Origin of the sequence: Variovorax sp. LjRoot290, assembly GCF_964253985.1 — a bacterium.
Taxonomy (GTDB): domain Bacteria; phylum Pseudomonadota; class Gammaproteobacteria; order Burkholderiales; family Burkholderiaceae_C; genus Variovorax.
The window spans coordinates 2,540,868-2,563,683 of the sequence record NZ_CAXURW020000001.1 but is presented as its reverse complement, the minus strand read 5'-3'; the positions used below and the strand labels follow the sequence as shown (position 1 = coordinate 2,563,683).

24 protein-coding genes are annotated in these 22,816 nt (G+C 68.4%); 7 read left to right on the top strand and 17 right to left on the bottom strand.

Going from position 1 to position 22,816, the window contains the following annotated elements; all coding sequences use genetic code 11:
- From ACSQ9A_RS12885 to ACSQ9A_RS12855, 7 genes are read right to left on the bottom strand one after another with little or no spacing between them, the layout of a single operon-like run.
- Positions 1 to 606: a Maf family protein gene (locus ACSQ9A_RS12885; protein WP_093107649.1), complete on the bottom strand. Its 606-nt coding sequence runs from the start codon at positions 604 to 606 to the stop codon at positions 1 to 3.
- Entirely contained in the window at positions 603 to 1,070 is a 468-nt protein-coding gene (gene rlmH / locus ACSQ9A_RS12880) for a 23S rRNA (pseudouridine(1915)-N(3))-methyltransferase RlmH (RefSeq protein WP_093107651.1), read from the bottom strand. The genes ACSQ9A_RS12885 and rlmH overlap by 4 nt, the downstream gene beginning before the upstream one ends.
- Positions 1,067 to 1,714, bottom strand: coding sequence for a ribosome silencing factor (gene rsfS / locus ACSQ9A_RS12875; RefSeq protein ID WP_436303918.1), 648 nt, complete (start codon positions 1,712 to 1,714; stop codon positions 1,067 to 1,069). The genes rlmH and rsfS overlap by 4 nt, the downstream gene beginning before the upstream one ends.
- Entirely contained in the window at positions 1,714 to 2,334 is a 621-nt protein-coding gene (gene nadD, locus ACSQ9A_RS12870) for a nicotinate (nicotinamide) nucleotide adenylyltransferase (RefSeq protein ID WP_436303917.1), read from the bottom strand. The genes rsfS and nadD overlap by 1 nt, the downstream gene beginning before the upstream one ends.
- Positions 2,325 to 3,239, bottom strand: coding sequence for an oxygen-dependent coproporphyrinogen oxidase (hemF, locus tag ACSQ9A_RS12865; protein ID WP_436303916.1), 915 nt, complete (start codon positions 3,237 to 3,239; stop codon positions 2,325 to 2,327). The genes nadD and hemF overlap by 10 nt, the downstream gene beginning before the upstream one ends.
- On the bottom strand, positions 3,239 to 4,534 hold the full coding sequence (gene purD / locus ACSQ9A_RS12860; protein WP_436290488.1) for a phosphoribosylamine--glycine ligase: 1,296 nt from the start codon (positions 4,532 to 4,534) through the stop codon (positions 3,239 to 3,241). The genes hemF and purD overlap by 1 nt, the downstream gene beginning before the upstream one ends.
- Before the next feature lie 25 nt (positions 4,535 to 4,559).
- A complete protein-coding gene (locus tag ACSQ9A_RS12855) occupies positions 4,560 to 5,285 on the bottom strand; it encodes a YebC/PmpR family DNA-binding transcriptional regulator (RefSeq protein ID WP_436303915.1) in 726 nt (241 codons plus the stop codon).
- Positions 5,286 to 5,456: 171 nt separating this feature from the next.
- On the opposite strand from ACSQ9A_RS12855, the gene ACSQ9A_RS12850 reads away from it, so the two are divergent.
- From ACSQ9A_RS12850 to ACSQ9A_RS12835, 4 genes are read left to right on the top strand one after another with little or no spacing between them, the layout of a single operon-like run.
- Positions 5,457 to 6,815: an NAD(P)/FAD-dependent oxidoreductase gene (locus ACSQ9A_RS12850; RefSeq protein ID WP_093107663.1), complete on the top strand. Its 1,359-nt coding sequence runs from the start codon at positions 5,457 to 5,459 to the stop codon at positions 6,813 to 6,815.
- Entirely contained in the window at positions 6,812 to 7,843 is a 1,032-nt protein-coding gene (locus ACSQ9A_RS12845) for a hypothetical protein (protein ID WP_436290490.1), read from the top strand. Before ACSQ9A_RS12850 ends, ACSQ9A_RS12845 begins: the two co-directional genes overlap by 4 nt.
- Before the next feature lie 15 nt (positions 7,844 to 7,858).
- Complete coding sequence (locus ACSQ9A_RS12840) at positions 7,859 to 8,659, top strand: lysophospholipid acyltransferase family protein (RefSeq protein WP_436303914.1); 801 nt, start codon at positions 7,859 to 7,861, stop codon at positions 8,657 to 8,659.
- Positions 8,626 to 9,402, top strand: coding sequence for a glycosyltransferase family 2 protein (locus ACSQ9A_RS12835; RefSeq protein WP_436303913.1), 777 nt, complete (start codon positions 8,626 to 8,628; stop codon positions 9,400 to 9,402). The genes ACSQ9A_RS12840 and ACSQ9A_RS12835 overlap by 34 nt, the downstream gene beginning before the upstream one ends.
- On the opposite strand, the gene fabG is transcribed toward ACSQ9A_RS12835, so the two are convergent.
- The 10 genes from fabG to ACSQ9A_RS12785 are packed head-to-tail and all read right to left on the bottom strand — an operon-like array spanning position 9,403 to position 18,756.
- The gene (fabG, locus tag ACSQ9A_RS12830) at positions 9,403 to 10,134 is read right to left on the bottom strand and encodes a 3-oxoacyl-ACP reductase FabG (RefSeq protein WP_436303912.1); all 732 of its coding nucleotides are present in this window, start codon (positions 10,132 to 10,134) and stop codon (positions 9,403 to 9,405) included.
- Entirely contained in the window at positions 10,131 to 10,601 is a 471-nt protein-coding gene (locus ACSQ9A_RS12825; RefSeq protein ID WP_436303911.1) for a hydroxymyristoyl-ACP dehydratase, read from the bottom strand. Before ACSQ9A_RS12825 ends, fabG begins: the two co-directional genes overlap by 4 nt.
- Positions 10,598 to 11,353 (bottom strand): methyltransferase domain-containing protein, encoded by a 756-nt coding sequence (locus ACSQ9A_RS12820; RefSeq protein WP_436303910.1) that lies wholly within the window; start codon positions 11,351 to 11,353, stop codon positions 10,598 to 10,600. Before ACSQ9A_RS12820 ends, ACSQ9A_RS12825 begins: the two co-directional genes overlap by 4 nt.
- Positions 11,350 to 12,189, bottom strand: coding sequence for a polysaccharide deacetylase family protein (locus ACSQ9A_RS12815; protein ID WP_436303909.1), 840 nt, complete (start codon positions 12,187 to 12,189; stop codon positions 11,350 to 11,352). Before ACSQ9A_RS12815 ends, ACSQ9A_RS12820 begins: the two co-directional genes overlap by 4 nt.
- On the bottom strand, positions 12,189 to 14,579 hold the full coding sequence (locus ACSQ9A_RS12810; protein ID WP_436303908.1) for an MMPL family transporter: 2,391 nt from the start codon (positions 14,577 to 14,579) through the stop codon (positions 12,189 to 12,191). The genes ACSQ9A_RS12815 and ACSQ9A_RS12810 overlap by 1 nt, the downstream gene beginning before the upstream one ends.
- Entirely contained in the window at positions 14,576 to 15,172 is a 597-nt protein-coding gene (locus tag ACSQ9A_RS12805; RefSeq protein ID WP_093107679.1) for a LolA-related protein, read from the bottom strand. The genes ACSQ9A_RS12810 and ACSQ9A_RS12805 overlap by 4 nt, the downstream gene beginning before the upstream one ends.
- Positions 15,144 to 16,124 (bottom strand): acyl-CoA synthetase, encoded by a 981-nt coding sequence (locus ACSQ9A_RS12800; RefSeq protein ID WP_436290496.1) that lies wholly within the window; start codon positions 16,122 to 16,124, stop codon positions 15,144 to 15,146. The genes ACSQ9A_RS12805 and ACSQ9A_RS12800 overlap by 29 nt, the downstream gene beginning before the upstream one ends.
- Entirely contained in the window at positions 16,121 to 17,809 is a 1,689-nt protein-coding gene (locus ACSQ9A_RS12795) for an AMP-binding protein (protein ID WP_436303907.1), read from the bottom strand. Before ACSQ9A_RS12795 ends, ACSQ9A_RS12800 begins: the two co-directional genes overlap by 4 nt.
- A complete protein-coding gene (locus ACSQ9A_RS12790) occupies positions 17,806 to 18,444 on the bottom strand; it encodes a hypothetical protein (protein ID WP_436303906.1) in 639 nt (212 codons plus the stop codon). The genes ACSQ9A_RS12795 and ACSQ9A_RS12790 overlap by 4 nt, the downstream gene beginning before the upstream one ends.
- Positions 18,445 to 18,447: 3 nt before the next feature.
- The gene (locus ACSQ9A_RS12785; protein WP_093107687.1) at positions 18,448 to 18,756 is read right to left on the bottom strand and encodes a phosphopantetheine-binding protein; all 309 of its coding nucleotides are present in this window, start codon (positions 18,754 to 18,756) and stop codon (positions 18,448 to 18,450) included.
- A gap of 100 nt (positions 18,757 to 18,856) precedes the next feature.
- On the opposite strand from ACSQ9A_RS12785, the gene ACSQ9A_RS12780 reads away from it, so the two are divergent.
- The 3 genes from ACSQ9A_RS12780 (at position 18,857) to ACSQ9A_RS12770 (ending at position 22,745) form a co-directional block, all read left to right on the top strand.
- On the top strand, positions 18,857 to 20,374 hold the full coding sequence (locus ACSQ9A_RS12780) for a helicase HerA-like domain-containing protein (protein WP_436303905.1): 1,518 nt from the start codon (positions 18,857 to 18,859) through the stop codon (positions 20,372 to 20,374).
- Between the two features lie 86 nt (positions 20,375 to 20,460).
- Positions 20,461 to 21,972: a hypothetical protein gene (locus tag ACSQ9A_RS12775; RefSeq protein ID WP_436303904.1), complete on the top strand. Its 1,512-nt coding sequence runs from the start codon at positions 20,461 to 20,463 to the stop codon at positions 21,970 to 21,972.
- Positions 21,969 to 22,745, top strand: a complete 777-nt coding sequence (locus ACSQ9A_RS12770; RefSeq protein WP_436303903.1) for a hypothetical protein — start codon at positions 21,969 to 21,971, stop codon at positions 22,743 to 22,745. Before ACSQ9A_RS12775 ends, ACSQ9A_RS12770 begins: the two co-directional genes overlap by 4 nt.
- The last annotated feature ends 71 nt before the right edge of the window (positions 22,746 to 22,816 follow it).

The window sequence follows — 22,816 nt, the reverse complement described above, 5'->3', positions numbered from 1 at the left end:
TTAGAGCCTAAAGCCGGCCCGGCGCAGCAGCTGTGCCGTCTCGAACATCGGGAGGCCCATGATGCCCGAATGCGAGCCGCTGATGTGTTCGACGAAAGCCGCGGCCCGCCCCTGGATCGCATAGGCGCCGGCCTTGCCCATCGGTTCGCCGGTGGCGACGTAGTCGGCGATCCGCGACTTGGCGACGGCGGCAAAGCGCACGCGCGACACGCTGAGCGCCGCATGCCGGCGCCTGCCGTGCTGCAGCGCGATCGCCGTCAGCACGCGGTGGGTGCGCCCGGACAGCAGCGCGAGCATGCGCTCGGCATCCCGCGCGCCCTCCGGCTTGGCCAGGATGGCGCGGCCCAGGGCCACGGTGGTGTCGGCGCAAAGCACGGGCGCCGGCGGCAGGTCCAGCCGCTTGTGCCGCGCCACGGCCGCATCGAGCTTGAGCGCGGTGACCCGCTGCACATAGGCCGTCGGCGATTCGCCCGGCAGCTCGTGCTCCAGCGCCTCGGTGTCTTCATCCGGCCCGGCCAGCAGCAGTTCGTGGTGTACGCCGAGCAGTCCCAGCAGTTGCGCGCGCCGCGGACTTTGCGACGCAAGATAGATGAAAGACGGGTTCATTCGCGGTGATAAGGATGTCCTGCATTGACCGACCAGGCACGGTAGAGCTGCTCGACCAGCAGCACGCGCGCCATCGCATGCGGCAAGGTCAGGTCCGACAGGCGGATGCGTTCGTGCGCGGCGGCCTTGAAGGCGGGATCCAGCCCGTCGGGGCCGCCGATCACCAGCGCGACGTCGTCACCCTCGCCTTGCCAGGCCTGCAACCGGGCAGCGAGCGCCTTGGTGGTGAGCGCGGTGCCGCGCTCGTCCAGCACCACGATGCGCATGCCCTTGGCGATCGCGGCCTCGATGCGCTCGCGCTCGGCCGCATAGAGCGTTTCGAGCGTCTTGGAGCCGCGCGGCTCGGTCTTGACCGCACGCAGTTCGAGCTTGAGTTCGGGCGGAAAACGCTTGGCGTAGTCGTCCCAGGCGGTCTGTGCCCAGTCGGGCATGCGCTGCCCGACTGCGACCACCAGCAGCTTCATGACCGGGACGAAGCGGTCTTGCGCGGCGCCTTCTTCGCCACCGGTGCGGCCTTCTTCGAGGCTGCGGCCTTTTTCGCGGGCGCCTTGTTCACAACCATGGTCTTGACCGGCGCCTTCCGGGCGGCCGTCTTCTTGGCCGCGGGCTTCTTCGGCTTGGCGGCCTGTTCGGCCGCGCGGATCGCGGTCTTGGCTGCGCTGGAACGGCGCAGCGAGGTGCTGTTCTTGGCCGCGGGCGCCTTTTCCTCGCTCGCCCTGGCGGGGGCTGCGGGCTTCGAAGCGCCCAGCTTGGTGCGCACCGGCTTGTCGCCCCAGATCTCTTCGAGGTGGTAGTACTGCCGGATCGCCGGCTGCATGATGTGCGCGACCGCGGCGCCGCAATCCACGATGATCCATTCGCCGTTGTCCTCGCCCTCCACGCGCGGCTTGCCGAAGCCGGCGTCCTTCACCGCATCGCGCACGCTGGCGGCGAGCGCCTTGGTCTGGCGGTTGGAGGTGCCCGAGGCGACGATCACGCGCTCGAAAAGCGGAGAGAGATGCTCGGTGTCGAATACCTGGATGTCCTGCGCCTTGACGTCCTCGAGGCCGTCGATGATGGCTCTCTGGAGTTTTTGGGTGTCTTTCTTGGCGGCGGCTTCAGTGTTCATCAGGCGGATCGATAGAGATGGTGTTGGTCAATATAGCGTGCAACCGCCGGCGGAACCAGACGAGAAAAGTCGACGCGCGTCGCAGCGCGGGTCCGGATGTCGGTCGCGCTGATGTCCATCGGCGCGAGTTCGAGGGTTTCGACGCGCGCACCGGACGGGAGGGGAGGCAGGATTCTAGGGCCAACAGGATCGGCAGAGCCCGTGGCGCCTGCGCGATACGCTACGGAAACGATAGCAATAGCCAGAATCTCCTGCCAACCGTGCCATCGCGGCAACGAAGCGGCCTGGTCGGCACCCATGATCAGCACCAGCTGGGCGGCGGGCTGCTCCTGCTGCAGTTCGCGCAGGGTGTCGAGGGTGTAGGTGGGCCCCGCGCGCAGCGTTTCGCGCGCATCGACCACCGTGCGCTCGAATCCGCCAAAGGCCAGCCGCGCCATCGCGAGCCGATGCTCGGCCGCACTCAGCGCCCGCTGCTTGTGCCAGGCGTCGCCGGTCGGGAAGATGCGCAGTTCGGCCAGGTTCAGCTGCGCCAGCGCGGCCTCGACCAATGCGACATGCGCGTTGTGCGGCGGATCGAAGGCGCCGCCGAAGACACCGACGCGGGGCGCGGTCAGAGCCATTCGCGTCGCACGATGAAGTCGCTGTAGAGCGCGGCCTCGGGCGTGCCGGGCTCCGGCTGCCGGCGATAGGCCCAGCTCGCCAGCGGCGGCATCGACAGCAGGATCGACTCGGTGCGGCCACCCGACTGCAGGCCGAAGTGCGTGCCCCGGTCCCAGACCAGGTTGAACTCGACGTAGCGGCCGCGGCGATAGAGCTGGAACGCGCGTTCGCGCTCGCCGTGAGCCATGTCGCGGCGCCGCTCGACGATCGGCAGGTAGGCCGGAAGAAAGGCATCGCCGACCGCGCGCAGCATCGCAAAACTCTGCTCGAAACCGAGCTCGGCGAAATCGTCGAAGAAGATGCCGCCGATGCCGCGCTGCTCGTTGCGGTGCTTCAAGAAGAAATACTCGTCGCACCAGGTCTTGAAGCGCGGGTACTTGTCCTCGCCGAAGGGCGCCAGCGCGTCGCGGCAAGTGCGGTGGAAATGCACCGCATCGTCTTCGAAACCGTAGTACGGCGTGAGGTCCATGCCGCCGCCGAACCAGCACACCGGCTCGCCGTCTGCCGGCAGCGCGGCCAGCATGCGCACGTTCATGTGCACGGTCGGCACATAGGGGTTGCGCGGATGGAACACCAGCGACACGCCCATCGCCTCGAAAGGCGCGCCGGCGAGCTCCGGCCGGTGCTGCGTAGCCGAGGGCGGCAGCTTGGGGCCGCGTACCTGCGAGAAGCCGCAGCCGGCGCGCTCGAACAGCAGGCCGTCTTCGAGGATGCAGGTCAGGCCGCTGCCCTGCAGCGGCTCGCCCGGTTCCTTCTTCCACTCGTCGCGAACGCAGGTACCGCCATCGGCCGCTTCGAGCGCGGCCACGATGCGTTGCTGCAGACCCAGCAGGTAGTCGCCGACCGCTTGTGGATCCTCGCGCATCAGCCTTGCGAACCGCGCGCGTGGACGGCGCGGTGCCCGATGTCCTTGCGGTATTGCGCGCCGTCGAAATGGATGCGCGCCGCGACCGCATAGGCGCGTTGCTGCGCCTGCTTGACGCTGTCGGCCAGCACGGTCACACAGAGCACGCGCCCGCCGCTGGACTTGAGTTCGCCGTTCTCGAGCGTGGTGCCGGCATGGAACACCACTGCATCGGGCGCTTCGGGCGGAATGCCCGTGATGCGGTCGCCCTTGCGCGGCGAAAGCGGATAGCCGTGGGCCGCCATCACCACGCCGAGCGCGACGCGGCGGTCCCAGTCGAGCTCGATCTGGTCAAGCGTGCCGTCGGTGGCGTGCCAGAACACCTCGAACAGGTCGGACTTGAGCCGCATCATGATCGGCTGGGTCTCGGGGTCGCCCATGCGGCAGTTGAATTCGAGCGTCTTCGGATGGCCCGCGGCATCGATCATGAGACCCGCGTAGAGGAAACCGGTGAAGGGGATGCCGTCTTTTTCCATGCCGCGGATGGTCGGCAGGATGATCTCGCGCATGGCGCGCGCATGCACCTCGGCCGTGACCACCGGCGCCGGCGAATAGGCGCCCATGCCGCCGGTGTTGGGGCCCTGGTCGTCGTCCTGCAGGCGCTTGTGGTCCTGGCTTGTGGCCAGCGCGGTCACGTTGCGGCCGTCGCACAGCACGATGAAGCTGGCCTCCTCGCCTTGCAGGAACTCCTCGATGACGACGCGCGCACCACCCTCGTTGTGCGAAATGCCGAGCTTGTTGTCGACCAGCATGAAGTCGATGGCCTCGTGCGCTTCCTCGAGCGTCATCGCCACCACCACGCCCTTGCCGGCGGCCAGGCCGTCGGCCTTGACCACGATCGGCGCGCCCTTGGCATCCACGTAGGCGTGGGCCTCAGCGGCATCGGTGAAGGCCTCGTACTCGGCCGTCGGGATCTTGTGGCGCTTCATGAAGGCCTTGGAAAAAGCCTTGGAGCTCTCCAGCTGCGCCGCCGCCTTGGTGGGCCCGAAGATGCGCAGGCCGTGCGCGCGGAATTCGTCGACCACGCCGGCCGCCAGCGGCGCTTCGGGGCCGACCACGGTCAATGCGATTTTTTTCTTCAGCGCCCAGGCCCGCAATGCGGCGGGCTCGGAAATATCGATGCACTCGTAGCGCGAATCCGCGCGCGTACCGCCGTTGCCCGGCGCCACATAGACCCGGCTGACCCGAGCGGCCTGCGCCAGCCGCCACGCCAGCGCGTGCTCGCGGCCCCCTCCCCCAATCACCAGTACCTTCATTCGCAGGCTTTCATTGGCGCTTTCCTCATTCGGAGAGCGCTGCGTTGTGGTAGACATCCTGCACGTCGTCCAGGTCCTCGAGCACGTCGAGCAGCTTCTGCATCTTCGCGGCGTCCTCGCCCGTGAGCTCGATGGTGTTCTCGGCCCGCATCGTGACTTCGGCCACCTCCGGCTTGAGGCCTGCCGTCTCGAGCGCGTTCTTGACCGTCTCGAAGTCGCCGACTGCGGTCAGCACCTCGATGGCGCCGTCGTCGTCGGTCACCACGTCCTCCGCGCCCGCTTCGAGCGCCACTTCCATCACCTTGTCCTCGCTGGTGCCGGGCGCAAAGACGAACTGGCCGCAGTGCTTGAACTGGAAGGCGACCGAGCCTTCGGTGCCCATGTTGCCGCCGTGCTTGGAGAAGGCATGGCGCACCTCGGCGACGGTGCGCACGCGGTTGTCGGTCATGGTGTCGACGATGATCGCGGCGCCGCCGATGCCGTAGCCCTCGTAGCGGATTTCCTCGTAGTTGACGCCTTCGAGGTTGCCGGTGGCCTTGTCGATGTTGCGCTTGACGGTGTCGGCCGGCAGGTTGACCGCCTTGGCCTTCTCGACCGCCAGCCTGAGCCGCGGATTGCCGCTCAGATCGCCGCCGCCGGCGCGTGCCGCGACCATGATTTCACGGATCGCACGGGTCCAGAGCTTGCCGCGCTTCTCGTCCTGCCGGCCCTTCCTGTGCTGAATGTTCGCCCATTTGCTGTGTCCGGCCATGGCTTTCTATCTCGCTATCTCGTGTTTTCAAAGCAGGTAGCGAGTTTACTGTCCGGCGCGCGCAACGCCCCGTGTCCTACAGCGAGACCATAGATGCTTTTTGGGATAATCCGCCGCTGATGCGCCACGTCCGATCGGGCATCTTCTTGGAATCCATCCCAGTCAAAGCGCATGAACATCCCTACAACAACAGCCGAACCCGCCGCGCTTTCGCCGCAGACTTGCGACGTGCTCGTGATCGGCGGCGGCCCGGCCGGCTCCACGGCCGCCGCCCTGCTGGCGCGGCAGGGCCGCAAGGTCGTGCTGCTCGAGAAGGCGCGCCATCCGCGCTTCCACATCGGCGAATCGCTCCTGCCGGCCAACGTGGCACTGTTCGACAAGCTGGGCCTGCGCGACGAGCTCGAGCGCATCGGCATGCCCAAGTGGGGCGTCGAATTCGTTTCGCCCGATCACGATCACGCGCAAATGGTCGAATTCGCCGAGGCCTGGGACAAGTCGATGCCCTATGCCTGGCAGGTGCGGCGCTCCGAGATGGACGAGATCCTGTTCCGCAACGCCACCACCCAGGGCGCGCAGGCCATCGAAGGCTGCCGGGTGCGCGACGTACGCTTCGACGACGACGGCGCCACCGTCCAGGCCACGCTGGACGACGGCGCCTCCTGCAACTGGCGCGCACGCTTCGTCATCGACGCCTCCGGCCGCGACACCTTCCTGTCGAACAAGTTCAAGGCCAAGCAGAAGAACCCAAAGCACAACAGCTCGGCCCTCTTCGGCCACTTCACGAATGCCGAGCGCCTGCCGGGCAAGCTCGAGGGCAACATCACGATCTTCTGGTTTGCGCACGGCTGGTTCTGGTACATCCCGCTGGCCGACGGCACGACCAGCGTCGGCGCCGTGTGCTGGCCGCACTACCTGAAGTCGCGCAGCAAGCCGCTCAAGGATTTCTTCGCCGACACCATTGCGAGCTGCCCGCAGCTGGCCGCGCGCCTCAAGAACGCCACGCTGGTCGGCGACGCGGTCTACGCCACCGGTAACTATTCGTACACCAGCACCCATTGCAGCGGCGAGCGCTACCTGATGCTGGGCGATGCCTTCACCTTCGTCGACCCGGTGTTCTCCTCGGGCGTCTACCTCGCGATGCACAGCGCCTTCGAAGGCGCGGAGGTGGTGGCCACCGCACTCGACCGACCCGCGCAGGCCGCCCCGGCGCGGCAGCGCTTCGAGCGCTACATGCGCAAGGGTCCGCGCGAGTTCTCGTGGTTCATCTTCCGCGTCACGAACCCGACCATTCGCGAGTTCTTCATGTACCCGCAAAACCCGTTCCGCGTAAAGGAAGCACTCATGTCGCTGCTGGCCGGCGACATCTACGGCAAGACGCCGATCTGGCGCTCGCTGCGAGTGCTCAAGGCAATCTACTACCTGGTGTCGGCCGGGCATCCGCGCCGCACCTGGGAAGCCTGGCGCAGGCGACGCAGCAACATCCGCGACCTCGGGCCGCTTGCCGGCGAAAACATCGTCGAGGCCCAGTGAGCGCGCGCGATTTCAACGGGGTGCCGCCCCTGCGCGTCCAGCGCTTGTCCTTGTCGCAAAGCCTGGCCCTGCTGTCTGCCGGCAACCCGCCCTTCGGCGCGCTGGGCTACGGCACACCGGACGACCTAGCCTGGATGCCCACGGTCAATGCGCGCGTTCTTTCGGGAGCGGGCGCCATGGCCGACGTGTGGCATGCCAGCGAACGCATCGAATCCGGCACCACCGGCGTGGTGCGCTGGCGCTGCGACGGCCACTGGATGCTGGGCGCCATCGATCTCGACGAGGCCACTGAAAAGGTGGGCCTGGCCGCCCTCGCCCAACGGGCCTATCGCGACCTGTTCGAGTCGCTCGAGCAGACGGGCTGCGCCCACCTGCTGCGCGTGTGGAACTACCTGCCGCAGATCAATGGCGACGGCGGCGGCCTCGAGCGCTACCGGCAGTTCAACCTGGGCCGCCAGCAGGCCTTCTTCGACGCCGGCCAAGCCGCTTTCGAAGGAGCGCCGGCTGCCTGCGCGCTCGGCATCCACCAGGGCGCGCTGTGCATCCGCTTCCTGGCGGGACGCATCGCGCCGCTGCCGGTCGAGAACCCGCGGCAGGTCTCGGCCTACCGCTATCCGCCGACCTACGGCCCGCGCTCGCCGACCTTCTCGCGCGCGGCGCTGGCCGAGATCGGTGGCGGCGACGTGGCGCTCTTCATCTCGGGCACGGCGAGCATCGTCGGCCATGAAACCGTGCACCTGGGCGACGTGGTGGCGCAGACCCAGGAAACGCTGCGCAATCTCGGCGCGGTGATCGCGGCGGCCAACGAGCGCGCGACCACGCGCTTCGATCTCGCGGCCCTCGATTGCGTGGTGTACGTGCGCCATGTCGCCGATGCGCCGATCGTGCGCCGGGTGCTCGAAGAAACGCTGGGCGCAGAGGCTCACACCGTGAGCCATGCGGTCTACCTGGAGGCGGACATCTGCCGCCAGGACTTGCTGGTGGAGATCGAGGCCCATGCGGTTGCCAACGGCTCATTGCGCGCCTGAAAGCGCGAGCACGCCATGATGAACCGGCTGCTGCGCTGGATCCTCTTCATTCCGCTCGCCTTGCTACTCTACGCCCTGCTCCTGCTGCTGGGCGGCATCTCGCTGGCCTGGAACCTGGTCGCGATGCTGCTCTACCCGGTGCTGCCGGCGCGCGTGGGCCGCTCGCTCGGCCGCAGCGTCATCGCCTTCGCCTACCGCTCGTTCTGGGCCACGGCCTCGGCCATCGGCATGATGCGCATCGACGCGAGCTGCCTCGACGCCTTGCGCGACGAGCGCGGCGTGATCTTCGTCGCCAACCATCCGACCATGCTCGACGCCCTGCTGCTGGTGGCGCGCCTGCCGCGCAGCGCCTGCATCATGAAGGCCGACCTGATGCGCAACATCTTCCTCGGGGCCGGCGCGCGGCTGGCGCGCTACATCCGCAACGACTCGGCGCGCACCATGGTGCGGCTCGCGGTCGAAGATCTCAAGAACGGCGGCCAGCTGGTGATCTTCCCCGAGGGCACGCGCACCGTGATACCGCCGCTCAATGCCTTTCGCCCCGGCGTCACGCTGATCGCCAAGCTCGCACAGGCGCCGATCCAAACCGTCTTCATCGACACCGATTCGCCCTACCTCGGCAAAGGCTGGCCGCTGTGGCGCGTGCCGCCGCTGCCGATCGTCTTCAGGCTCCGGCTCGGGCAACGCTTTGCGCCGCAGCAGGACAGTGACGCGCTGCTGCACGAGATCGAACAATACTTTCGCCACCCCATGGAACAGCGCGCCTCCGACGCGCAGCCCGCATGCCAGACGTCTCGCGCACCCACCTTGTCCTGATTCCCAGCTACAACACGGGCGAGCGCCTGTTCTCGACGGTCAGCGCGGCCCGCGCGCAATGGAGCCCGGTCTGGGTGGTGGTCGACGGCAGCACCGACGGTACCGGCGAACGCCTGCAGCGGATGGCCGCCTCCGACCCCGGCTTGCGCGTGTGGGTGCTGCCGCAGAACCAGGGCAAGGGCGCGGCCGTGCTGCATGGCTTGCGCGCGGCCCAGGAGGCCGGCTACACGCATGCGCTCACCATGGACTCCGACGGGCAGCACCCGGCCGACCTGATCCCGGCCTTCATGCAAGCCTCACAGGCCCGGCCCGAAACCATGGTGCTGGGCCGCCCGGTCTTCGATGCCTCGGCGCCGCTGCTGCGCGTGCGCGGCCGGCGCGTCTCGAACGGCTGGACCCAGCTCGAAACCCTGTTCGCCGGCATCGGCGATTCGCTCTACGGCTTTCGCGTCTATCCGGTGCCGGAGCTGATCGCAGTGATGGCGCGCCAGCCCTGGATGCGCCGCTTCGACTTCGACACCGAGGCCGTGGTGCGCCTCGCGTGGCGCGGCGTCAAGCCGGTCAACATCGATGCGCCGGTCAAGTACCTCACGGCCGAGGAAGGCGGCGTCTCGCACTTCAACTACGTGCGAGACAACCTGCTGCTGAGCTGGATGCACACGCGGCTGATGCTGGAGTTCGTGCTGCGCTTGCCCGTTCTCCTGCTGCGCCGGCTGCGGCGAGCGCCGCCGTTTCAGCGTTGATCAGATCATCCCGCCATTGATCGAGATGATCTGCCCCGTGATGTAGGCCGCCTCATCGCTGGCCAGAAACCCCGCCAGCGCAGCCACCTCTTCCGGCCTGCCCGCCCGCTTCACCGGCACCAGCTGATCGATCATCGCCTTGTCGAACACGCCGTCGGCCATCGGCGAAGCGATGATGCCGGGCGCGATGGCGTTGACGGTCACGCCGCGCGCTGCCACTTCGAGCGACAGCGCCTTGGTCGCGCTGTTGAGCGCGCCCTTGGCGGCCGCGTAGTTGACCTGGCCGCGGTTGCCCGTCAGCGAGGCCACCGACGAGATGTTGAGGATGCGGCCCCAGCGCGTGCGCAGCATCGGCAGCAGCAAGGGCTGCGTGACGCGGAAGAAGCCGTTGAGCGAGACGTCGATCACCTTGTGCCACTGCGCGGCGCTCATGCCCGGCAGCACCGCATCGTCGTGCACGCCGGCGTTGTTGACGATCACCTGCACCGGCCCGCCGGCCAGCATGCGTTCGCACGCGGCGCGCGAGGCCCCGTCGCTCTGCAGGTCGAACACATGGCATTCGGCCTGGCCGCCCGCGGCGATGATAGTGGCCGCGAGCTGCTCGACCGCCTCGGGCCGCGAGTTGGCATGCAGCAGCACGGTGGCGCCGTCGCGCGCCAAGCGCTCGGCGATGGCCGCACCGAGAGCGCCGCTGGCGCCGGTGATCAGTGCGCGTTTACCGGTAAGGCTCATGAGGATGCTCCCGTTGCAAGCGGCGTATTGAGCACAACCACCGCGCGGCCTTCTGCCAGCGGCCTGCCCTGCGCGTCCCTCACCGCGAATTCGTAGAGGATCTGGCTGGCGTCGCCCGAGGCGCGCTGCGCATGCACGTGCAGTTCGCCTTCGACCTCGTCGAGGCGCTGCGCGGCAAAGCGCACATTGCGCGCGCTGGCCAAAAAGCCGGCCGAGGGCTCGCTGCCCTCCTCCGCGATCAGGCCGCCGTGCAAGGCCATGGCCTGCGCCGCATATTCGATCGCATTCGGCGACAACAGCCCGCTGGCCGTGCGCAAGGGGTTGTCCTCGCGCCGATGCGTCGTGGTGGTGCAGTGGATGGCCTGCGCATCCCACGACACCAGGCGCTCCAGCAGGCACATGCTGCCGCTGTGCGGAATGCGCCTCGCGATGCCGGCCTGGTCGAGCTGCTGCGGTGCGGTGGTCACGCAGCCTCCCTGCGGTCGGCCACCAGCAGCACGTTGGCGAAGGGCGTGCCTTCGCTCATCGGCATGCTCTGCACCGAGAAGCCCAGGCGCTGCAGCAGCGCCGTCCAGTCCGCCAGCGGCCGGCCCCAGGTCGGCGAGACGCGATGGCCGCGGATGCGCGTGACGGTGCGGTCCACCCATTGGCTGATGGCGAAACCGCGCCGGCTGGCCATGTCGCCGACGCGCAGCAGCAATCGCCCGCCCGGCTGCAGCGCGGCATGCACGCGCCGCAGCACGCCCTCCTGCGCGGCGTGGTCGACGTAGTGCAGCACGTCGAGGATCACGACCAGGTCGCAGGCCGGCATGGCGGCCGTGCACATGTCGGCGCAGACGAAGCGCGGCGCCGGCTGCAGATGGCCGATGGAGTTTTCGGCGCGAGCCACGTCCTTGGGCATCAGCTCGATGCCGGTGTACTCCGCGGCGGCCGGTGTCGTAGGCCATGCAGGCGGCCAATGGCCCGCTCGCGACTGCATCGCGGCCATCGCCGACAGCAGGCTCGCGAACAGTCCCTGGCCGCAGCCGATGTCGACCACGCGCTGGTGGCTCTCGCCGATCAGGCCGCGTTCGACGAGGCCGCGGAACACCGGATCGCGCCCCAGCTTGCCGCGCGCGAAATGCCAGGCGAAGTTGCCGGCCTTCCTGTACGGCGCAGTGGCCGCTTCATGCAATCGGCGCCATGCGGCGTCGGTGGTGGTCGATACCTGTGAACTCATGCGGCCAATGCTTCCGGCAAGGTGACTGCGCGCAAGCCGTTCGCATGAATGCGCGCCAACAGGGGGGGCAATACCTCGAGCACGATAGGCCGTCCGGCCGCCGTGCGCGCCGCATGGCCGTCGTGGAGCAGCAGGATGTCGCCTGCCTGCAGATCGCGCGTGAGCCGCGCCAGCACGGTGGCCGCGTTGCGCTCGCGCGTGTCGAATCCGCGGCGCGTCCAGCTCACGAGCGAAAGGCCCATGCGATGCAGCACCGGCGCAAGAAAAGGATTGCGAAGGCCCGCGGGCGCGCGAAAGCAGGTCGGCCGCTCGCCGGTCACTTCCTGCAGCACCTGTTGCGCGCGCGAGATCTCGGCCGCGAAACCGCGCGGCCCGAGAAAGGAGAAGTTGTGCCGATGCCGCGCCGTGTGGTTCTGAATGCTGTGGCCGCGCGCCACGATCTCGCGCGCCAGCGCCGGGTGTTCGAGCACGCGCTCGGCGATGCAGAAGAAAGTGGCGCGCTGGCCATGAGCGTCGAGCTGGTCCAGCACCTGCGGCGTGACCTCCGGGTCAGGCCCGTCGTCGATGGTGATCGCGACTTCGCGGCGCGCGACGGCCGGCTGCGGCAGCCGCGTCACGTTCGGGCCCAGCAGGCTGCTGCGAGGCGTGAGCCCTGCGGCGGTGATCAGCACATGGTTGAGCACGATCGCGCCGATGGCCCACGGCGCCGCCCCCGGCACCAGCACACCGGCCGCGATGGCGAGCAGATGCAAGCCGACGCTGGCGCGAATGATCGGCGGCCAGGGCCAGGACTCGGGAGCAGAAAGAGTTTGGGGCATCGGGAAGGATTTTCCCATCACTGACGGGCCGCCGAAGCCCCGGCAGGCCCGCGCGCAAACGCGGCCGACAGCAGCAGCGCGAGCAGCGCGCCAGGCGCTACCACGCGGCCGATCGCCGACAGCGCGGGAATGTCCGAGATCGCGATCAGCGTGAAGGAAACCACGGTCGTGAGGTTGGCCAGCATCAGCGAAGCCAGCGTGTCTTCGTCGGCGCGGCCGGTCTCGCGCAGCTGGTCGAAGAAGAGCGCGTAGTTCGAGCCCACGGCCACCACCAGCAGCAGGCCCACGAGATGCAGGATGCCCAGCGGCACCTGCAGCACCGCCAGGCCGCCGAGCGTGAGCAGCACCGCGACCAGCAGCGGCTCGCACACGGCCAGCAGCCGGCGCCCGGAGCGCAGGTAGACGCCCAGCAGCACCACCACCGCCAGCGCACCGAGCATCACCTGCACGAAGGCCTCGTGCAGGTAGCGCCGATAGAGACCGCGCAGCTCGTCGCCGACGTTGACCACCTGCACCTCGGGCACATCCGCCAGCGCCGCCGCGAGGCGCCCTGCATCGAAGCGCTCGCCGGGGTGCAGCGAGATCAGCGCCGACCAGCCGCCGCCCGGCCGCTCGAACATCAGTGCATTGACCACGGCGCCCAGCGGCCCGTTCTCGAGATCGGCACGCCGGATCATGGGTTGCGAGCGCGCCTTCTCGACATCGGCGAGGAAAGGCGTGAGCCGGCTCGCCGGCAGCGGCAGGCCCTGGGTCGCTTCGGCCAGCCGCGTCTTCAGCGTCGCGGCATCGGGCAGGCTGGCGATGCGCGCGGCCTGCGCGGCCTCGCTGGGCAGCAGGCGCGTGACGCTCTCGAAGCCAGCCAGTTCGCCCTGGTCCACCAGCGCTTCGAGCTTCGCGGCTGCGGCCTCGGCGTTGCGCAAGGTGGCCTGCTCGTCGGCGCCGCGGACCACGACCAGCGTGCCGCCGTCGCTGGCGCCGATGTCGGCACGCAGTTCCTCGTCGAGCTGCTGCGCCGCCTTGGGCACCGGGCTCATGGCGCTGAGTTCAGCCCGCCACAGATGGCCGCCCTGCCACAGCACCAGCGCCAGTGCGGCCGCGCCCAGGCCCGCGAACAGGTAGCGCAGGCGCGGCAACGCACGGACGATGACGCCTGCGACCTGGGCCATCTGGCGCCGCATGCCCATGCCGGTCGCACCGTCGGGCGCCAGCACCGGCAGCACGTGGCGCGCGACGAGCGCTGCGGCGATCAGGCCGGCCAGCGAGAACACGCCGAGCTGTGCGAGCCCGGGGAAGCCCGAGAACACCAGCGCCGCGAAGCCGCAGACCGAGGTCAGCAGGCCCAGCCGCACGGTGGGCCAATGGATGTCGCGCCAGCGTTGCCAGCCGGTGCCCGGCACTGCCGCGCCGCGCGCCTGGATCAGGTAGTAGATCGCGTAGTCGACGGTCTCGCCGATCAGCGTGCTGCCGAAGCCCATCGTGAGCCCGTGCACTTCGCCGAACCACAGGCTGACCGCCGCCGTGCCGCCCACCACGCCGGTCGCGACCGGCAGTACCGCGATCACCAGCGCGCGCGGCGAGGCAAAGGCCAGCAACAGCAACACGCCCATGACGATGCCGCCGACGGTGGCGAGCTTGATCGCCTCGCCCTTGATCTGGTCGCGGCTCTGCACCGAGAACACCGGCGCGCCGCTCATCTGCAGCCGCGGGCCGGCGCTGCCCATTTCGCGCGTGGCGGCCTCGAAGGCGCTGCGCACGCGCTCGACCGCGAGCGCCTGCGCGTCCAGGTCGCTGCCGGCCGCATGCGTGGTCGCCAGGATCAGTGCGCGCGGCGCGCGGCGCGAGGCCCAGACGCCGTGTTCGCTGCGCGGCGAGCTCGCGGGGATCAGGCCTTCGGCGATGCGCTGCGTCTCGCCCGTGGGGTCGCGCTCCAGCAACGGCTTGGTGATGTTGCCGGCCGGCGTGCCGAGCAGCGACAAGGTGTCGACGATCGCATCTCGCAAGCCGGCGGCGGTGAAGCGCTCGGGCCTCACGTCGGGCGCCAGCCGGTAGCGGTTGTCGAAGAGCCAGGTGCCGGACTCCTTCCAGTCGCTGGTGTCGCCGTTCTGCACCTGGTCGAAGAGCTCGCTCTCGCGCATCGCCGCGGCCACGGCGCGCGACACCTCGGCGCGTTGCGCGGCATCCTTGCCGCCCTCGATGCCGATGAAGAGCGTGCGCGATGCGATCCCGCTTTGCACCTGCTCGATCAAGACGCGCTGCCGCTCGTCGGGGCTTTCGGGCAGGAAGGCCGAGAGGTCGGCGCTGAAATGCGTGCGCGCGATCAGCGCGACGCCCGCCGCGAGCGCCAGCAGCCAGATGCCGAGCACCAGCGCGATGCGCCGCCGGCCGGGTGCGGCAGCGTGGCGCGTCACGGCGCGGTGCGCGTGGGTGTGATGCTCATCACCGAGCGGTCGCCGCCGATGAACTCCATCTCGATGCCGAGCACTTCGCCCGCGCGCCCGCTCAGGCGCAGCGTGCGCACCTGGGCCGCGAGCTTCTCATCGATGGGCACGAGGTCCAGCGTCCACTTGTCGGGGGTGCCGGAGACCGAGGTGCGGAAGTAGCGCGCGAGGCTTTGGGTATTGCCGTTCAAGGTGCCGCGCATGGCTTCGACCATGCCGAGCAGCTCGGGCATGCTGTCGAGCGTCATGGTGCGCGTGCGTCCGCCGCGCGACAAGGTCAGCGTGTTGCCGTCGACCGCCATGGTCTCGGGGCGTGGCGTGAGCGTGCGCCGCGTCAGCCGGTCGGGTGCCTGGAAGCTCAGCGTGCCGCTGGCGTCCAGCGGGCCTTCGAGGCCGCGCACGAAGCGCTGCTCGGTGAAGCGCGCCTCGCCGCTCTTCTGCTTGGCGAGGAGGCCCATCAGTTCAGGAAGGTCGAGGGCCCAGGCGGATGATGCGGAAAAAGCCAGCACCGCCAGCAGTCCCCTGCCCCAGCGCTCAAGCCGAATCTTCGAGCCAGAAGTCATGAAAATTGAACCAGTTGTAGGGATAGGCACGGCACAAGGCCTCGAGCCGTGCCACATAAGTTTCGAGCGCGGCGTGGATGCGGCGTTCCCGCTCCGCCGGGTCGGATATGCGCTCGCTGAAGTCGGCCAGCGGCTCGAAGCGGACATCGTAGCGCGCCCCTCCGACATAGAGCCCGGCCATGAAGAACACCTTGCGACGCAGCAGCGCGGCCAGCCGGAACGGGCCATCGTTGATGAGCGCCGGCTGCCCGAGAAAAGGCAGCTCGATGCTGTTGCCGCGTTGCTGGCCCGCCTCGTCCGGACCCGCCAGCGTGCGATCGGCCAGGAGGCCCGCGAGGCCGCCGCCGTCGAGCCAGTCGCGCAGCGCGAGCATCGAATGCGGCCGGCCCAGGGCGATGATGTGGGGCCGCAGGCCGGGCAGGCTGATCGCGTCGAGCACCGTGGTGATCTGCTGTGCGTTGTCTTGGTACATCAACATCGCGAGCCGCAGGTCTTCGGGGTTTTGGCTCTGCTGCTTGCAGGCGCCCATCGCCTCGAAGCTGCCGATGTGCGCCCCCAGCAGGAAGGCGCCCCGCCCCGCGTGCGCTTCGGCTTCGACCGGCAGATTGCCATAGACCCGGATGTCGAACAGGTCCAGGCGGCCGCGCAGCAAATAGATGCGATCGAGCACCGTTGAAGCAAAGGCATGGAGCAGCCGATAGCCATCGACCCAACCGGCATTCGGGCCGATCGCCCGGAACAAGTAGCGCTTGATGTGGCGCCGCTGCGCCGGCGAAAACAGCAGGAAGTAGAGGCTGATCGGATGCAGGATGAGACGCGCCAACGGCCGCCCGCATTTGATGGCGATCCAGCAGATCACGCGCAACGCCAGCATGTTGCTGCGCTCGGGCATGCGTGACCAGTCGGCCTGGCGCGGCTTCGCGTCGCCGGCCTCGGGCGGAATGCTGCTCATGCCGTGCTGCCCGGCGTCCAGCGCCCGCTCGCCACCGTCACCCCGGAAGAGTGCGCCTCGAAGCGCAGCCCGCGCGAGGCGCCGGTTTCGGGAATGAGGTCGATCACGAGCGTGCTGCCCGGGCGCACCGGCGCGAGGAACTTGGCCGCCGCCAGCGTCGGCTGTGCACCGAGCCGGGCCGCCAGCGCGGGCACGCCCTGCACGGCTTCGAGCACTTCCGACAGCAGCAGCGCACCGGGCAGCAAGGGCTGGCCCGGGAAATGACCCGCGAAAGCCGGATGGTCCGCCGGCACCTCGTGCGTAAGCTGCACCGGCGTGCCGTCGGAGGCGAGCTGCGCCAGCGCGAACTCGCGCAGTGCCCTGGCGGTGAGCTTGCCCGTCCCCTCGCGCGGAAAGGCCGTGACGTGCACCACGCGGCGCGGCACGAACACCGCTTCCAGCCGTTCGCGCAGCGCCGCGATGATCGCGTGCGCATCGAGCGCCGGCGCCACCACGAAAGCCACCGGCCGCACCACACCGTCGGTCACGTCGTCGGGCAGCCAGAAGGCACCGTCCACGACCCCCGGGATGCTGTTGAGATGGTGATTGAGGTAGCCCAGCGAGCTGCGCCGGCCAGCTACGTGGATCAGGTCGTTGGCGCGGCCCAGCAGGCGGAAGCGGCGATCGTCGACCAGCTCCAGCACGTCGGCCAGCGGCGTCGGCTCGGGGATGAAATCGCCTTCGAAGATGAAGCGCTCGCCGCCCTCGGCGTCGTGCTCGGCATGCACGCGGATCTGGCCGAAGGTCTCCCAGACCTCGCTCTGGGTGGGCCGCCGCGTCGCGACCTGGCCCGATTCGGTGCTGCCGTAGATCTCGATCAGCATGCCGCCCGTGGCCTCTTCGGCCTGGGCCGCGAGCTGCGGCGAGAGCGGCGCGGTGGCCGAGAGAATCAGGTCCACCGGCGGCAGCGCCACGCCCGAGAGCAGCAGGGTCTTGAGATGGAAAGGCGTGGTCACCAGCGCGCGCGGCTGCGGCACCGAGGCCAGCGCCGCCGCGACATCGGCCGGGAAGAAGGGCCGTCCGCTATCGAAAGCGGCACCGCCCAGCATGGCCAGCAGCACCGAGGATTCGAGGCCGTAGCTGTGCTGCACCGGCACCGTCGCCACCAGCGTGAGGCCGGCCAGCGAGGGGCGCCCGAGCAGGCCGGACAAGCGATCGACCGCCGCGGCCACGTCGCCCACCAGCGTCTGCCACGACTTGGCATGCGGCTGTGGCGTGCCGGTCGAGCCGGAGGTCAGCAGGCTGACGGCATGCAGGTCGCTCGCGATCTCGGGCACAGGCCGATCGCCCGCGTCGGCGACGGGCGCGCGGTTCTCGATCAGGATGCGCGGCATGCCCGGCGTCTCGGCCTGTTGCGCGTCCACGATGGCGAAGGTGTGGCCGCCGGCCTCGACGAGGCGCGCCAGCGTGTCGGGCCGTGCATCGGGCGGCAGCAGGCTGGTCTCGCCGCGCACCAGTGCGGCCGCCAGGCTGACCGCGAAGGCATAGCGGTCGACGCAGAGGTTGATCACCGGGCCGCCGGCCTCCAGCTCGGGTGCAAAGCGCGCGACGTCGGCCAGGAACTGGCGCGCGCTCACCGGCACGCCGTGACGCCAAGCGAGCGGCGCTTCAGGATCGCGATCGGAAAGAAGCGGAATCGGATTCATCGCCGGGTGTGGGTATCGACCGGCGCACCGTAGAACGCGCGCACCGTGTCGATCAGGCGGGTGCGCTCGAATTCGGGATGCAGCCGATAGCGCAGAAGGTACTCGCCCAGGAACAGCCCCGCCACCATCAGAGGGGTGAGCAGATTGGCCAGCACCGACCAGGCGGCGAAGGGCAGGAAGGCATAGACCGCGATCGAGGCCACGGTCATGAGCGCGAAATAGGCGGTCCAGACACAGGTCACGCGCGCGGTGTAGGCACGCATGGCCGGCGACAGCGGATGGATGCGCTCGGCGAACTGGCCGATCAGCGACAGGCGGTCGCCGCGCAGCGTGCTGCCGAACCATCCGCACAGCAAGGCGTTGATGCCCGCGTGCTGCAACACATAGAGCCGATTGGGGTCCCCCGCCTCGCCGCGCAGCACCAGCGCGAAGCCGATCACACCGGCCGCGCCGGCCACTGCCAGGCCCCAGGCGCCGAAGCGGCTACCGGCCAGGCCCAGCGCTGCCAGCCACAGCGGTGCGAGCAGCACCCCCACCGCCCAGGGCGCGGCGGCGTGGTACAGCATCATCCAATGGGAAACGCCGGCATAGGCCACCCCCGCGAGCAGCAGGAGCGCCATGCGCCATCGAGACATGGATCAGGAAGCGCCGCGATTCTGCGCGACGTGGGCCGCAAGACTGCGCAGCGACTGGAAGATTTGCTGATTGCGCTCGTCATCGGAGCGCAGCTGGAAGCCGTACTTGCGCGAGACCTCGAGCGCGACTTCGAGGATGTCGATCGAATCGAGCCCCAGGCCTTCCCCGTACAGCGGCGCCGTGGGCACGATCTCGGAGGGTGCGATCTCGAGATTGAGCGACTCCACAAGAAGAACAGCCAGCTCGTTCTCGAGGGCTGACTGTTCGGGCGCATCGCCGACGGCGGAAATAGGGGGCTGGGTCGATGACAAATCAAACTCCGAGAACTTTTGAATGAACTATCGCACGGGGTGCGAATTATAGGAGGCCGCTTCGATAGACTCCGCTGCGTACCACTGACCGGGAGCACCCATGGCCGACCCCCTTCTGATCGCCCGCCACGACACCATCGAATGCGCCCTGCTGCCGGGCCTGACCAACCGCCACGGCCTGATCACCGGCGCCACCGGCACCGGCAAAACCGTCACCTTGCAGACCATTGCCGAACAGCTTTCGAACATCGGCGTGCCGGTGTTCATGGCCGACGTCAAGGGCGACCTGACCGGCGCCAGCCAGCAAGGCAGCATCGGCGAGAAGATGGCCGCCACCCTCAAGGAACGCGGCATCGAGCTGCCCCAGCCCCTCGCCTGCCCCGTCACGCTGTGGGACGTGTTCGGCGAACAGGGCCACCCGGTGCGCGCCACCGTCTCCGACATGGGCCCGCTGCTCTTGGGCCGCATGCTCAACCTCAACGAAACCCAGGCCGGCGTGCTGAACCTGGTGTTCAAGATCGCGGACGACAACGGCCTGCTGCTGCTCGACCTGAAGGACCTGCGCGCCATGCTGCAGCACGTGGGCGAGAACGCGAGCCAGTTCACCACCGAATACGGCAACATCAGCGCCGCCAGCGTGGGCGCGATCCAGCGCGGCCTACTGCAGATCGAGAGCCAGGGCGGCGACAAGTTCTTCGGCGAGCCGATGCTCAACATCGCGGACTTCATGCAGACCGCGGACGGCAGGGGCGTGGTCAACATCCTCGCCGCCGACAAGCTGATGAACTCGCCGCGGCTCTACGCCACCTTCCTCTTGTGGCTGCTGTCGGAGCTGTTCGAGCAACTGCCCGAGATCGGCGACCCGGAGCAGCCCAAGCTGGTGTTCTTCTTCGACGAGGCCCATTTGCTCTTCAACGAGGCGCCCAAGGCCCTGGTCGAACGCATCGAGCTCGTGGTGCGACTGGTGCGCTCCAAGGGCGTGGGCGTGTTCTTCGTGACGCAGAACCCGCTGGACATTCCGGATACGGTGCTGGCGCAGTTGGGCAATCGCGTGCAGCACGCGCTGCGGGCCTTTACGCCGCGGGATCAGAAGGCCGTGAAGGCGACAGCCACGACGATGCGGCAGAAGCCGGGGTTGGATATCGAGACGGCGATCACGGAGCTGGCGGTTGGGGAGGCGCTGGTGAGTTTTCTCGACGGCAAGGGGCGGCCGACGATCACCGAGCGTGTGTATGTGCTGCCGCCGGGGAGCCAGATCGGGCCGATCACTGCTGCGCAGCGGCAGGCGTTGATTGCGAACTCGCTGGTGGCCGGGGTTTATGAGAAGGCCGTAGACCGCGAGTCGGCGTACGAAAAGCTCAAGGGACGGGCCGAGACGGCGCCTGACGCGCCGGCTATCAAAGGCAAGCCTGGCGCTGCAGCGGCGGAGGAATCGGGTGGGCTGATGGGTGGGCTGAACGAGATCCTGTTCGGCTCCACGGGCCCGCGCGGCGGCAAGCGCGATGGGCTTGCGCAGACGATGGCCAAGTCGGCGGTGCGGACCATGGGCACCACCGTCGGCAAGGAGATCCTGCGCGGGGTACTGGGTGGGATTTTCGGCGCGAAGACGCGTCGCTGATGACGGCAGCGGTGAGTTGACACTCTCCCGTCCAGGGCGGGGATTCCCTCATCAGCAACGGCCATATCCGGCCGCACACTGGATGAATGTCCACGTCGCTGACGACGTCTCATCAGAACGAGCGTTGGGAGCTGGGCGATCAGGTCTGGTCGCGCAATCCGACGACGGGTGCTTTTGGTCTCGCCGACTACCGCGGGCTGGGTGCAGCCCCGGCAGCGTACAACCCGCTCGACCTGGCGACGCTGGTCGGGGCGCGCGTCAGCTTCGATGAGGCGGATCGGGGGGCCAAGCCGGTCGCACTCTACCCCGGGGCGTTCAAGTTTTCTCCCATCACCGGTAGAGCGCTGCCTGAACCGCCTATCGCCCATCTGGATACGTGGCTGCCGCCTTTCGGCGGCGATGGTTCCGCTGCCGACCAGCCGCAAGGGCTGGGACAGACAGCCGTTCGCCTGGCGCTGCGGCCAACGCTGAGCGTCGAGTCTCTGCCGGACCGCCATCTGGGGATGCCGCCTGCGGGAAACTACCAGTTCCTTGTGAGCACGTGCCATGCATGCGAGTCCGGATTGTTCGCCCTCGACGCTTCGCGGGGACTCATCTATCACTGGCTGCCGCACTCGGAGTGCTGGCTGGAGGTCTACCCCAGAGGAGCGGAGATACTCGTCGAGAGCTCTCTCGACGACCACGCCTGGGGCATGGTGGTGAAGGACCCGCAAGGATCCACCAAGCTGTTCATGCCTACCGAGGACGGGCTGGCCATCGTGACCGTCAATCCTGTGGCCCGGACCTACGAATCGCAGCTCGTGGGCAGACGCTGCGCAGGCGCGCCGGTCATGTGGAAAGGCAGGGTCTATGTGCCCATGCTGGAAGAAGACAGAAAACTCGGCGTTTACGCGTTGAATCCAAAGGGCAGTGCTCTTCGCCGTGTCCATGGGCCGAAAGTCGCTGCCGCGACCGCGACAGCGGCATGGTTTCGCCCGCTGGCTGATCGCCGGCAGATCATCTGGATGACCGCGATGGGCCAACTGATCGTCAAGCGCGGCAGCGGCACCGCGCTCGAAACGTCCTTTCTGCCATGGGCGTCTGGCATCACGCCCCGCTTCGATCTGGGCAGCCCCTACCTTTCCGACAGCGGCCATCTATGGCAGCAGTGCTTGCTGCAGGACGAGCAGGGAGGGCAAATCGTCTTTGTTCAACTGGGACTCAGCGAACCGGAAATCAGACCGGCAAGTTCACCGCGGCTCTGCACCGGGGCCGCGTGTTTTCAGCTTGAGACACGCCTGCGGGGCGATCCCTGGTTGGATCCCGAAGACGACAGTCCTGTTGCCAGCGCCGACGAAGTGATCTTCCCGTTGCTGGCATCGACTTCAGCATCGACCCTGCTGTGTGCGCGCGTGTCGAATACCCGCTCGGTGGATGACCTTTTCGCATCGAACGAGACGTACACCACCACCTTCGAATTGCGCGGCGAGCATGACGTGCAGTTCTGGGTCGACAGAATGCCCAGGCCGTGGGCGACGCGACCGTTCGTCTATTCGGGCCACCTGTATCTCTATCACCCCGACAAGCGCCGCTCGCCGGGCTGGCGGATCGACTCATGAGCCGTCTCGTCCAACCGGGCTTGGCCAAATCGGACCTGGACCTCTCGGCGCCTTGCCAGCGCTGCGCTGCGCTGTTGCATGGGCGGGTCAAGTTTTGTCCGTACTGCGGCGAGGATGCGTCCGTCACGTTTGGCGCCGATGCGGCAGAGGCCGCCCTCGAGCCTGAGCTTGAAACCCCTGTCAATGAGACCCAAGAGGATGTGAGCTCCGAGCTTGCGCGCATCGTCCCCGCCCGGCTTGGATGGCAAGAGGAGCTGCCCGCGCAGATTGCCGTGGCGCCGCCTTCCGGCGCTGCCCTCAAGCGCTCGGCAACGGGCACGGCAGCGGCGCTGGTTCTGGCTGTGCTCGCCCTGGCTCTGGGTTATCTCTATTTCGACAAGCAGAACGAGACGGACAGGTTGCAAGAGTTCACGGCGAAACTGGCGCAAGCGCAGAGCGCCTTGAGCCGCGGCGACCTCACAGCCGCGGAGCGCGCGCTGGTCCCCCTGGCCGCCGCGCATCCGGATCATCCGGACGTGCGGGCGTTGAAGGACGAGCTCGATCAGCGCGTGCGGGAGCAAACGGCCAAGCGTGAACAGCTGCGTGATGCCACCCTTAGGGCGGCCAAGGCGCTCGGGCTTAGCGATCCGGCCCCTGCTCCGGCCCCTGGCCCAGCGCCGCCGGCAGCTGAAGTGCCGCCAATCGCCGTCCCCGCGCCGGTGAGCGGCGTGACGGCCCCCCAGAAGACCGAGTGCGATGCCGCGCTTGCGGCACTGGCTCTGTGCGAGAGATGAGATGAGATGCGCGGGCAGCGCGGAGTACCGCTAATCGCCCGACAGGACTACCATGACGACTCTTCACTGGA